Genomic DNA, 12,838 nt, shown 5'->3' with positions numbered 1-12,838 from the left:
TATCCACAGGGGCACAGCACGTCGACCCCGCCTCGATTCCTCGTCCGGAGCGTCATGTCATCACCTGCCCAGCCCGACGTCCCCATCTGGACCACGGTGCAGGAGCTTCTGGTCGATGACGATCGTGTCACTCCCCAGCTGCAGGGATTTCTGAGTCTGGCCGTCCCGGCCGGCGTCATGTCCGCGACGCTCTATCTCGAGGTGCCGAACGATCTCACCGCCGCGCAGATCAACAAGCGCCTGCGGCTGCCGATCATGGAGGCGCTCTCGCACATCGGCGAGGAAGTGACCTCATATCGGGTCGTGGTCAATCACGAGCTCGCCGAGCAGCAGGCGGCCCCGATCGCGGTGGGCGATTTCGGGCGACACGAGCAGGTCCGTGTGGAGTCGCCGATGGAGCAGCCGGCACAGTTGCGCCATGAATCACGGCTCAATCCGAAGTACACCTTCGACAACTTCGTGATCGGCCAGTCGAACCGCTTCGCCCACGCGGCCGCCGTCGCCGTGGCCGAAGCCCCCGCGAAGGCCTACAACCCGCTGTTCATCTACGGCGACTCCGGCCTCGGGAAGACGCACCTCCTCCACGCGATCGGTGACTACGCGCAGTCCCTCTACGCCGGGGTCAAGGTTCGCTACGTCTCGAGTGAGGAGTTCACCAACGACTTCATCAACTCGATCGCGAACAACCGTGGCGCCGCTTTCCAGGCCAGGTACCGCGACGTCGACATCCTCCTGATCGACGACATCCAGTTCCTGCAGGGGCGGGCCGAGACGCAGGAAGCCTTCTTCCACACCTTCAACACGCTGCACGATCACAACAAGCAGGTCGTCATCACCAGCGACGTGGCCCCGAAGCATCTCACCGGCTTCGAGGATCGGATGCGGAGCCGCTTCGAATGGGGTCTGATCACCGACGTGCAGGCTCCCGACCTGGAGACACGCATCGCGATCCTCCGGAAGAAGGCGCAGAGCGAGGCGCTGCACATCCCCGACGAGGTCCTCGAGTACATCGCGACCGTGGTCTCGTCGAACATCCGTGAGCTCGAAGGAGCCCTCATCCGGGTGTCCGCCTTCGCCAGCCTGAATCGATCGGCACTCGACATCTCGCTGGCCCAGACCGTGCTCCGCGACATCATCGACACCGCCGAGGACAACATCATCTCGCCGACCGACATCATCACGGCGACGGCGCAGTACTTCAAGCTCACGGTCGACGACCTCTACGGTTCCAGCAGATCGCAGCAGATCGCCACCGCCCGACAGATCGCCATGTACCTCTGTCGGGAGCGCACCAGCCTGTCCCTCCCGAAGATCGGTCAGCTCTTCGGCAACCGTGACCACACGACCGTCATGTACGCGTACAAAAAGATCAGCGAGCTCATGAAGGAGCGACGTTCGATCTACAACCAGGTCACAGAGATCACCACGCAGCTCGGGCGTCGCTGACGCCGCGACACGCGGGTATGAGGGGGACTCGGACATCCGAAGGGGTGCTGGGTCCCCCTTTTCGCGTCCTGACAGGCATTCCCGGCACCGGATAGATGCCTCTATGCACATGTGGATAACTTGTGGATGACTGTCAGTCAGATCGGGACGAATGTGGGTCAATCGATCAAACCTGTGGATAACTATGGGGGAGCCTCCACACCCGTAGTCGGCCCCAGCCCGCGGATTCCTCAGGGATTCCACAACTGACAAGCGTGTAGTTCCTTACTCGCTCTTGCTATCCACCGAGTTATCCACAGTATCCACAGCTGTTAACACCGTTAAGGAGTTAAGTCTTTCAAGGCGCGATCCCATCACCAGACGGTGGGGAGAACCGTCGAACGAACGACAAGAACTCCGGCGTAGGGATCCGGGCGAACAGGGGGCTAGCATGGGAAGCCCTGCACCGGCAGGGCCGACGACAACGCGTCACAGTTCGACGACAAGGGAGCACCAGTGAGGTTTCAGGTCAACCGCGATGTCTTCAGCGAGGCTGTCTCGTTCGTCGTCAAGCTTCTGCCGCAGCGCAACCCGCAGCCGATCCTGGCCGGTGTGCTGATCGAGGCGGACGGTTCCGGACTCACGCTTTCGGCTTTCGATTACGAGGCATCCGCACGGACGACGATCGAAGCCACCGTCGAGACCCCGGGCACGATCCTCGTGCACGGTCGACTTCTCTCCGACATCGCCAGCCGGCTTCCGAACGCTCCGATCGAGATCGCTGTCGAAGAAGACGGTGGCATCACCGTCACCTGCGGCTCCGCCCGGTTCACCCTCGCGGCCATGCCCGTCGAGGAATACCCGTCGATCCCGGAGGTGAGCGGGTCGTCCGGCGTCGTTCCTGCCGACGACTTCGGTACGGCGATCTCGCAGGTCGGATTCGCGGCTTCCCGCGACGACGTGACCCCGGTGCTGACCGGCGTGCAGCTCGAGGTGTCGGGTCACAGCCTCAGCCTCGTCGCCACCGACCGCTACCGGGTCTCTCTCCGTGACGTGCCGTGGGATGGGGAATCCGTCGAGGCGACCGCACTGGTTCCGGCACGCACGCTGCTCGAGGTCGGAAAGACCTTCGGCCACGCCGGCACCATCCAGATCGCTTTCTCCGGAGCAGGGGACCGCGAGATCATCGCGTTCACCGCCGGCAACAAGACGGTCACATCGCTGCTGATCAAGGGCAACTTCCCGCCGGTCCGCCGCCTCTTCCCCGAGCAGACCGACCACTACGCGGTCGTGAACACCGCTGATCTCGTCGAGGCCGTCCGGCGTGTGTCGCTCGTGCTCGACCGTGCCGCGCCGCTTCGCTTCACGTTCTCGAACGACAGTGTGACGATGGATGCTTCGGGCAGCGAGCACGCCAGGGCTTCCGAATCCGTCGACGCGATTCTCTCGGGCGGCGATGAAGTCACGCTCGGCCTGAACCCGCAGTATCTGATCGAGGCTCTCGGTGCGGTGAAGAGCGAGTTCGTCCGAGTGACCTTCACGTCGAGCGACAACGCCAACAAGCTCAGCCCGGTGCTCATCACGAGCCAGACTTCGGTCGATCAGGCCGGTCTCGATTCGTTCAAGTACCTCCTTCAGCCCAACCTCCTCCTGCGCTGATCCTGAGGTTTTCGACCGTTACCTGTAGGAAACAGGAACGCTCGGAACACGAAACACCAGGCTGCGAGAGTCAGCAGTGCACCAGAGCACGGCTGCTCCGCATAGCCGTGCGGCCGCGCTCGTCTCTCCAGACGAAAGACGCTCCGCATGCCACCAAAAGCTCCCACCCGTTTCCGACGCCTGCGTGCTCACGGCTCGGGGGTCGCATTCGCCGCAGCGACCTTCCTGGCATTCGGTGCGGCATCCTCGGCCTCGGCCGCCACGATCCCCGTCGGATACGAGGCGGTCTCTCTGACGGCGGCGCCGACTTCGGTCTCCGTCGGTGACACGGTCACGATCACCGCAGTCTTCACCGGCCTCGTCGATGCGTACGCCTATGAGCTCGACATCGCCTATGACGAGGATGCCATCGCATTCGTCGACGACAGCGAGCAGTCGCCGTCCGGAGGATTCCACTCCGCGACCGACACGGGGAGCGAGATCGAGATCGCCGCCACCCGCCTCGGCACCTCGCCCGGTCTGACAGGCACGCAGACTCTCGTGACGGTGAGATTTACTGCGATCGCCGATGGGGATGCCGCCGTCGGCATCGCATCCGGTCGGATCGTCGGTTCCGACGGGAATACCACCACGATCGATCCGAGTGCAGCTGGCGCGTCGACGGTCGTCGAGATCATCGCCGACGACGAAGGAACGGAGCCCGGTTCGGGCGGCGGTGGATCCCCGGGCGGGGATCCCGGTTCCGGTTCGCAACCCGGAACCGGATCGGACACCCCAGCGGACGGCTCGCTCGCCGTCACAGGCGCCGACGCCGCCCCCTGGCTCATCGTCGGCGCCGGAGCCCTGGCTCTCGTGGCAGCCGGCACCGTCCTCGCTCTCCGACGGAGGACACGATGACCCGGCGTGACGGCACGGCACAACGATCGAACAACGAGAGAGACAAGACCGTGAAGAAGACCATGCTCAGGGCCGTCGCCATCGTGTCGGTGGCAGGTACGGCGATCGTCGGCCTCGGCCTGGCGAGCAGCTCGGCGACCGCAGCGGCGTTGCCGGCCGCTGTGAGCCTTCCGCCGTATTACAGCCAGCTCGATGTGACGGGTGATGCGATGGTCACCGCCGAAGACCTGGAGATCGCAGGGGATTCGCTCGGTCTGACGACAGCCTCGCCAGACTGGTCGAGCGTGTCCATCCTGGATACCGATGCCGACGGCGAGCTCACGATTCTCGATCTCGCGGATCTGTCGCAGCGCATCATCTACGACGACGGGCCCTTCGAGCTCGTCGAAGCCACGGTGATCGACATGCAGTCAGCCATGAATGCGGGAGTCGCGAGTTCGCAGAGCATCACGCAGGAGTATCTCGATCGGATCGAGGCATACGACCGTGCCGTCGTACCGGGCGGAAGTCGTCCGCTCAACTCGATCATCACGGTGAACCCGAAGGCGCTCGATACGGCAGCGGAGGCCGATGAGATCCGTGCGTCCCAGGGTATGACGAGCATGTTGCTGGGTGTTCCGATCGCGCTGAAGGACAACTACGGCACGGTCGACATGGTGACGACGGGTGGATGCGCGTGCTGGAACCAGAACCAGACGACCGACGACGCCTCGATGGTCAGCGGTCTCCGCAGCGACGGTGCCGTGATCATGGCGAAGGCGAGCCTCGACGAGTTCGCCTACGGGTTCGTCTCCGAGTTCTCGTCATTCCAGGATCCGGGTTCGACATCTCTCGTGGCGAGCCCGTACGACACCACGAAGACGGCCGGCGGGTCCAGCGGAGGGACGGGCGCCGCCGTCGCGGCCAATTTCGCCGCGCTCGGCTTCGGCACCGACACCGGCGGATCGATCAGGGTGCCGTCGTCGTACAACCAGCTCGTCGGAGTTCGTCCCACCGTCGGTCTGGCGAGCCGTGACGGCATCATCCCGCTGGCGCTTTCGCAGGACACGGGCGGACCGATGGCGCGATCGGTCACCGACGCGGCCATCGCACTCGACGCGGTGGTCGGAGTCGACGAAGCCGATCCTGTCACCGCACGGCAGCAGGGACTGGTCCCCGATTCGTACACCTCGTTCCTCGACCCGGATGCGCTGCAGGGTGCGCGCATCGCCTTCATCCCCTCGATGGTCGGGACCAATTCCGGCACCGTCCGCCTATTCTCGGAGGCGACTGCGGCGCTGACCGCCCAGGGCGCGACCATCGTGCCCGTGACGCCGCCGTCAGGTTTCGCCGCCGTGCTCAACGAGGGATCCGGATCGACGAACGAGTTCCGACACGACCTCGACGAGTACATCGCCACCCATCTCGGTCCCGAGGTCGAGGCACGGACGCTCACGGACATCCTCGCGACGAACAGCTTCGTGACGTCTCGGCGATCGATCTACGAGGCACGCAACGCCGTCACCGACGCGATGTACGAGGCGTGGGCCGACGACACCGGCTCGCACACGGTGCAGATCGCGGCGGGCAAGACCCTCGTGACCCAGATGATGGAGGATCTCGATCTCGACGCGATCGTCTATCCGAGCACGAACGCATATGGGACCCAGGGGACGAACATGAGGTTGAGCCCGAACACCGGGATGCCGTCCGTGACCGTTCCGATGGGTCGGACGATCGAGGGTGAGTCTCTTCCCGGCAGCGGCGTGAACCTGGAGTTCCTCGGACGGGACTTCGACGAGGGCACCTTGCTGGGGCTCGCGTATGCGTTCGAGAAGACCACGGGCGCCCGCACCTCGCCGTCGCTCTACGGACCGCTTCCGTGATCAACGGCCGGCGGTTGCTCGACGGACTCGAGCGGCCGCCGGCTCGAATCCGCCGGAGGGAGATGTCAGAGCCCGAAGGTAGGCTGACAGCGTGATCGTGGAACACCTGAGCTTGGTCGACTTCCGCAATTACGCGACCGCTGAACTCGCGCTCCACCCCGGCCCGAACGTGCTGGTCGGTCGAAACGGGCAGGGCAAGACGAATCTCGCCGAGGCGGTGGTCTTCCTCGCGACCCTCGGTTCGCACCGGGTGTCGTCGGATGCGCCGATGGTGCGCGACGGCCAGGAGTTCGCGGTCATCCGTGCGCGGCTCTCGCATGGCGAACGGCGGGTCCTCGCCGAGGTGCAGGTGAATCGGCAGGGCTCGAACAAGGCCCGCATCAACGGCTCGCCGTCGAAGCCGAACGAGCTTCCGCGCTACGCGCATGTGGTGCTCTTCGCCCCGGAGGATCTGCAGATCGTGCGTGGCGATCCTTCTGCGCGCCGCCGATTCATGGATCAGCTGCTCATCCAGCGCATCCCCCGCATCTCGGCGGTGCTCGCGGACTACGACCGCGTGCTCAAGCAGCGCAACGCCCTGCTCAAGTCGGCGCGAGCCCGCGGCATCCGCGGTGAGGGTCTGAGCACGCTCGATGTCTGGGATGACAAGCTCGTCGCACTCGGTTCCGAGATCATCACGGTGCGCCAGCGGTTGGCTGCGGATCTTCAGCAGCCGGTGGCCGACGCATATGAGGCCATCGCCGGCGCCGATCATCGTCCGCAGTTGGAGTGGGCGCTGTCGGTCGGCGGTGGGGATCCCGAAGAGGGAGAGGACGGAGCGTCGGGCGCGGAGGAATCCCCTGCCAGCGGCAAGCTCAGTGATCCGCAGCACATCGCGGAACTCTTCCGTGCCTCGTTGGCAGCCAAGCGGTCGAGCGAGCTCGATCGCGGTCTCACACTCACAGGTCCGCATCGTGACGACCTGGTCCTGCGCGTACGTGATCTCCCGGTGAAGGGCTACGCCTCGCACGGCGAATCGTGGTCGGTCGCGCTCGCGCTCCGACTGGCGTCCGCCGAGTTGTTGCGCAGCGAGTCCCCCGCCGGAGATCCGGTGCTGATCCTCGACGACGTCTTCGCCGAACTCGATGCCGACCGACGACAGCGACTCGCGACCCTGACGGCGGGCTACGAGCAGGTGGTGGTCACGGCGGCGGTGGAGGAGGATATCCCCGAGGTGCTGCATGCCCACGTCGTGCGGATCAGTGCCGGGACGATCAGCGACGAGCGGGAGGCTGCGGATGACTGACGCCGCGTCGACTCCGCCGGTCGAGGTGCCGGAGACGGTCGCCACCTATCTCCGGCTGCGTGGTCTGCAGCCGAGCTCGAAGAGCTGGAAGCGCAAGCGCCGCATCGCCACCGACGATGACAACGCACCCTTCACCCCGGGCCGGGACCCGGGTGCACTCGGCGCGGTGCTCGACAAGCTGAGTCGGGACTCCGGCTGGCAGATCACGCTCGCCCGTGAGGACCTGGTCCGGCAGTGGGCCGATCTGGCGGGCGCCGATACCGCGAAGCACTCTGAACCGGTCTCTCTCGAGCGCGGATTGCTCACCGTGAAGTGCGACTCGACGGCCTGGGCGAAGAACCTCCAGTTCATGCGGGCAACCATCCTCACCGAGATCGGCCGTCGCTATCCCGACGCGGGTGTCGAGAACCTCCGCTTCATCGGACCGGACGTCCCCTCCTGGAAATGGGGTCCCAGAGTCGTTCCAGGACGGGGCCCGCGCGACACCTACGGGTAGGACACCACGAATGGGGTCCACAACGCTCAGAGGGCCACACACGGCCGTTGAGCGGCATTTCCCGACGAAACCCCGCTAGAATGGGAGTTCGTGATATCGATGTGGAGAATGCCCTCTGATGACGCCTGAATCCCCTGCTGACGAGACGGAATCGAACACCGGGGGAACCTCCGACCCCATCGACGGCTCCGAGACCACGAGCAACACGATCTCTCCCAAGATCAAGCAGCCCGGCGAGTACGGAGCCGACTCGATCCAGATCCTCGAAGGCCTCGAGGCGGTGCGCAAGCGCCCCGGTATGTACATCGGGTCCACGGGTCCGCGCGGTCTGCACCACCTGGTCTACGAGATCGTCGACAACTCGGTCGATGAAGCACTCGCCGGATACGCCGACACGATCTCGGTGACTATGCTCGCCGACGGCGGCGTCCGCGTGGTCGACAACGGCCGCGGCATCCCGGTCGACCCGCACTCCTCCGACCCGAACAAGTCCACGGTCGAGGTCGTGTTGACGATCCTGCACGCCGGTGGAAAGTTCGGCGGCGGCGCCTACGCCGTCTCCGGTGGTCTGCACGGTGTCGGCTCCTCGGTCGTGAACGCGCTGTCGACCCGCTTCGACGTCGAGGTCAAGCAGAAGGGCTTTGTCTGGCGCCACTCCTTCGCCGACGGCGGCATCCCGCAGCAGAAGCTCGAGAAGGGCGAGGCGACCGACGAGACCGGAACCAGCATCACGTTCTGGCCGGATGCGTCGATCTTCACCGAATCGATCGACTTCGACTACGACACACTGCGCACGCGGTTCCAGCAGATGGCGTTCCTCAACAAGGGACTGCGCATCGATCTGCGCGACGAGCGCGAGTCCTCGGCCTATGAGGTGGAGGAAGAGGGCGCGACGATCACGAAGCAGCCCGGCGATGTATTCTTCTACGAGCGCGGACTCGTCGACTACGTCGAGTACCTCAACAAGGTGCGCCATGCCGAGGTCGTGAACGACGAGATCATCGCGTTCGAGTCGGAGGACACGCAGCGCAAGATCTCTCTCGAGGTCGCCATGCAGTGGACCACCTCGTACACCGAGAACGTCTTCACCTACGCGAACACGATCAACACCCACGAGGGCGGAACGCACGAGGAAGGCTTCCGCGCGGCGCTCACGACCCTGGTGAACAAGTACGCCCGTGCGAACAACATCCTCAAGGAGAAGGACGACAACCTCTCCGGCGACGACGTGCGCGAGGGACTCACGGCGGTCATCTCGATCAAGCTGGGCGAGCCGCAGTTCGAGGGTCAGACCAAGACCAAGCTCGGCAACACCGAGGCGAAGGCTTTCGTGCAGAAGGTCGTCGGCGATCAGCTCGGAGACTGGTTCGAACGCAACCCGGTCCAGGCCAAGAACATCATCCGCAAGGCTCTCGACGCGGCGACCGCTCGCCTCGCCGCCCGCAAGGCCCGCGAGACCGCACGTCGCAAGAGCGTCTTCGAGTCGGCGGCCATGCCGGACAAGCTCAAGGACTGCACGAGCAAGGATCCGTCGATCAGCGAGATCTTCCTCGTCGAGGGTGACTCGGCCGGTGGTTCCGCCGTGCAGGGTCGCGACCCGCACACCCAGGCGATCCTGGCGCTCCGCGGCAAGATCCTCAACGTCGAGCGCGCGCGTCTCGACAAGGCCCTGGGCAACAAGGAAGTCCAGGCGATGATCCAGGCCTTCGGCACGGGCATCGGCGAAGAGTTCGACATCGAGAAAGCGCGCTATCACAAGATCGTGTTGATGGCCGATGCCGACGTCGACGGCCAGCACATCACCACGCTGCTGCTCACGCTGCTGTTCCGTTACATGCGCGGACTCATCGAGGCCGGCTTCGTGTATCTCGCGATGCCGCCGCTGTACCGACTGAAGTGGTCGAACTCCCCGCACGAGTACGTGTTCAGCGATGCCGAGCGCGACGCTCTGCTCAAGCACGGCCTCGACAACGGCAAGCGGATCCCGAAGGACGCCGGCATCCAGCGCTACAAGGGTCTCGGCGAGATGAACCCGAAGGAGCTGTGGGAGACGACGATGGATCACACCACGCGCACCCTGCAGCAGATCACCATCGAGGACGCCGCCGCCGCCGACGAGATCTTCAGCGTGCTGATGGGTGAAGACGTCGAGTCCCGACGCAGCTTCATCCAGCGCAACGCCAAGGACGTCCGCTTCCTCGACATCTGACGCCCTGCGGGCTCAGACCAGATGTGTGACAGAGAGATTGATTGATGACTGACGAAGAACGCACCGAGCCGGAACACGACCACGGCAAGATCGACCAGGTCGACCTCCAGTTCGAGATGCAGCGCAGCTACCTCGACTACGCCATGGCGGTCATCGTCGGGCGTGCCCTCCCCGACGTGCGCGACGGCCTCAAGCCGGTTCACCGCCGTGTGATCTACGGCATGTACGACGGCGGCTTCCGCCCCGACAAGTCGTTCTCGAAGTGCGCCCGTGTGGTGGGCGAGGTCATGGGCCAGTACCACCCGCACGGCGACTCGGCGATCTACGACGCCCTCGTGCGTCTGGTGCAGCCGTGGTCTCTGCGGTATCCGCTGGCTCTCGGTCAGGGAAACTTCGGCTCTCCCGGCAACATGGGCGCCGCGGCTCCTCGATACACCGAGACCAAGATGGCCCCGCTCGCGCTCGAGATGGTGCGCGACATCGAAGAGGACACGGTCGACTTCACCGACAACTACGACGGTCAGACTCAGGAGCCGACGGTCCTGCCGGCCCGCTTCCCGAACCTGCTCGTCAACGGCTCGGTCGGTATCGCGGTCGGCATGGCCACGAACATCCCGCCGCACAACCTGCGCGAGGTATCGGCCGCGGCACTGTGGGCACTCGACAACCCCGGCATCTCCCGCGAGGAGCTGCTCGACGGCCTGATCCAGCGCATCCCCGGTCCGGACTTCCCGACCGGCGCGCAGATCCTCGGCACCAAGGGCGTCCACGAGGCGTACCGCACGGGCCGCGGCTCCATCACGATGCGCGCCGTCGTCAACGTCGAAGAGATCCAGGGCCGCACCTGCCTCGTCATCACCGAGCTGCCCTACCAGGTCAACCCGGACAACGTCGCGGTGAAGATCGGCGACCTCGCCCGCGACGGCAAGATCACCGGCATCGCCGACATCCGTGACGAGTCCTCCGACCGTACGGGTCAGCGCCTGGTCGTCGTGCTCAAGCGCGACGCGGTCGCGAAGGTCGTGCTGAACAACCTGTACAAGCACACGCAGCTGCAGGAGAACTTCGGCGCGAACATGCTCGCGATCGTCGACGGCGTGCCGCGCACGCTCGCGATCGACGGTTTCATCACGCACTGGATCACGCACCAGATCGAGGTGATCGTCCGGCGCACGGAGTTCCGTCTGCGCGAGGCCGAGAAGCGCATGCACATCCTGCGCGGATACCTGAAGGCGCTCGACGCGCTCGACGAGGTCATCGCGCTCATCCGTCGGTCGCAGACCACGGCCGATGCGAATGAGGGACTCCAGAAGCTCCTCGACATCGACGAGATCCAGGCCGACGCGATCCTGCAGATGCAGCTGCGCCGTCTGGCTGCACTCGAGCGTCAGAAGATCATCGACCAGGCGAACGAGCTCGAAGCACAGATCACCGACTACAAGTCGATCCTCGCCGACGAGGGCCGTCAGCGCACGATCATCCGTGAAGAGCTGACCGGCATCGTCGACCGCTTCGGTGACGAGCGCCGCACGCACATCCTGCACGGCTTCGACGGCGACGTCTCGATGGAAGACCTCATCGCCGAGGAGGAGATGGTCGTCACCGTCACGCGCGAGGGCTACATCAAGCGCACGCGCAGCGACAACTACCGCTCCCAGCACCGTGGCGGCAAGGGGGTCAAGGGTGCGCAGCTTCGTGCGAACGACATCGTCGAGCACTTCTTCGTGACGACGACGCACCACTGGCTGCTCTTCTTCACCGACAAGGGTCGCGTCTACCGCGCGAAGACGTATGAGGTGCCGGAGGCCGGACGCGATGCCAAGGGCATGCACGTCGCGAACCTGCTGGCGCTGCAGCCCGACGAGAGCATCGCGCAGGTGCTCGACATCCGCGACTACGAGGTCGCCGACTACTTGGTGCTGGCCACGCGCGAGGGTCTGGTCAAGAAGACCCGCCTCGAGGCGTATGACACCAACCGTCAAGGCGGCGTCATCGCGATCCGTCTGAACGACGAGGACGAGCTCGTCAGCGCGCTCCTCGTGAACGCCGAGGACGACATCCTCCTCATCAGCCGTCGCGGCATGTCGGTGCGCTTCGAGGCGACCGATGAGGCGCTGCGTCCGATGGGTCGGGCCACGGCCGGTGTGCGGGGTATGAAGTTCAAGATCGACGGGGACTGCCTGCTGTCGGCGTCGGTCGCCGCCCCCGGGAAGTTCGTGTTCATCGTCACGGACGGCGGCTACGCGAAGCGCACGGCGGTCGAGGAATACCGGGTCCAGGGACGCGGTGGAACAGGCATCAAGGTCGCCAAGCTGAACGACGATCGGGGCACTCTCGCGGGTGGTCTGATCGTCGCCGAGGACGACGAGGTCTTGGTGGTTCTCTCCAGCGGCAAGGTGGTACGCTCTGCCGTGGCCGAGGTCCCCGCCAAGGGTCGAGACACCATGGGAGTGGTGTTCGCCCGGACGACGGAGGCCGACCGCATCCTCGCCATCGCCCGTAATGGCGAGCGTGGCCTCGCCGAAGACGAGGCCGATGCGGAGGATGCCGAGACCCAGGCACCTGAGACGACAGAGACCCCCGAGGATACAGACGCATGAGTACAGTGGCCGACAAGCTGGCGAAGAAGTCGACACGCAAGACCAGTGGCAAGCAGGTCCGCCTGCGTCTGGTCTACGTCGACTTCTGGTCGGCCGTGAAGCTCTCGTTCCTCGGAGCGGTCGCTCTCGCCGTGGTCACGATGGTGGCGTTCTTCCTGATCTTCCTGGTGCTCCAGGCGACCGGGATCATGAAGACCGCTGAGGGATTCCTGCTCGGCATCACCGGCAACGAGTTCGTGCTGTCGGAGGTCGTCGGTCTGCCGCAGGTCATGGCTTTCGCCGCGGTCGTGGCGATCCTGAACCTGATCGTCTTCACGGTGCTCGGCGCCGTCGTCGCCGGGATCTACAACCTCGCGGTGAAGGTGACGGGCGGACTGCTCGTCGGGTTCATGTCGAACTGAT

At 65.0% G+C, this 12,838-nt stretch carries 9 protein-coding genes; all 9 read left to right on the top strand.

Annotation, left to right across the window (positions count from 1 at the left end; translation table 11 throughout):
* Positions 1-54 precede the first annotated feature (54 nt).
* The 9 genes from dnaA (at position 55) to ACIOTO_RS07385 (ending at position 12,837) form a co-directional block, all read left to right on the top strand.
* On the top strand, positions 55-1,446 hold the full coding sequence (gene dnaA / locus ACIOTO_RS07425; protein WP_400857259.1) for a chromosomal replication initiator protein DnaA: 1,392 nt from the start codon (positions 55-57) through the stop codon (positions 1,444-1,446).
* Positions 1,447-1,941: 495 nt separating this feature from the next.
* The gene (dnaN, locus tag ACIOTO_RS07420; RefSeq protein ID WP_029264206.1) at positions 1,942-3,084 is read left to right on the top strand and encodes a DNA polymerase III subunit beta; all 1,143 of its coding nucleotides are present in this window, start codon (positions 1,942-1,944) and stop codon (positions 3,082-3,084) included.
* A gap of 147 nt (positions 3,085-3,231) precedes the next feature.
* Positions 3,232-3,981 (top strand): cohesin domain-containing protein, encoded by a 750-nt coding sequence (locus ACIOTO_RS07415; protein ID WP_400857258.1) that lies wholly within the window; start codon positions 3,232-3,234, stop codon positions 3,979-3,981.
* On the top strand, positions 3,978-5,846 hold the full coding sequence (locus ACIOTO_RS07410; protein WP_400857257.1) for an amidase family protein: 1,869 nt from the start codon (positions 3,978-3,980) through the stop codon (positions 5,844-5,846). The genes ACIOTO_RS07415 and ACIOTO_RS07410 overlap by 4 nt, the downstream gene beginning before the upstream one ends.
* A gap of 91 nt (positions 5,847-5,937) precedes the next feature.
* A complete protein-coding gene (gene recF, locus ACIOTO_RS07405) occupies positions 5,938-7,131 on the top strand; it encodes a DNA replication/repair protein RecF (protein ID WP_105711974.1) in 1,194 nt (397 codons plus the stop codon).
* The gene (locus tag ACIOTO_RS07400) at positions 7,124-7,627 is read left to right on the top strand and encodes a DUF721 domain-containing protein (RefSeq protein WP_400857255.1); all 504 of its coding nucleotides are present in this window, start codon (positions 7,124-7,126) and stop codon (positions 7,625-7,627) included. Before recF ends, ACIOTO_RS07400 begins: the two co-directional genes overlap by 8 nt.
* A gap of 118 nt (positions 7,628-7,745) precedes the next feature.
* Entirely contained in the window at positions 7,746-9,836 is a 2,091-nt protein-coding gene (gyrB, locus tag ACIOTO_RS07395; RefSeq protein WP_308737271.1) for a DNA topoisomerase (ATP-hydrolyzing) subunit B, read from the top strand.
* Positions 9,837-9,880: 44 nt separating this feature from the next.
* Positions 9,881-12,436 (top strand): DNA gyrase subunit A, encoded by a 2,556-nt coding sequence (gene gyrA, locus ACIOTO_RS07390; protein WP_400857254.1) that lies wholly within the window; start codon positions 9,881-9,883, stop codon positions 12,434-12,436.
* On the top strand, positions 12,433-12,837 hold the full coding sequence (locus tag ACIOTO_RS07385) for a DUF3566 domain-containing protein (RefSeq protein WP_029264201.1): 405 nt from the start codon (positions 12,433-12,435) through the stop codon (positions 12,835-12,837). Before gyrA ends, ACIOTO_RS07385 begins: the two co-directional genes overlap by 4 nt.
* Position 12,838 lies beyond the last annotated feature (1 nt).

Origin of the sequence: Microbacterium sp. NPDC087592 (assembly GCF_044743585.1) — a bacterium.
Lineage (GTDB): Bacteria > Actinomycetota > Actinomycetes > Actinomycetales > Microbacteriaceae > Microbacterium.
Note: the sequence above shows the minus strand (reverse complement) of the source record. Positions and strands in the feature narration are given on the sequence as shown.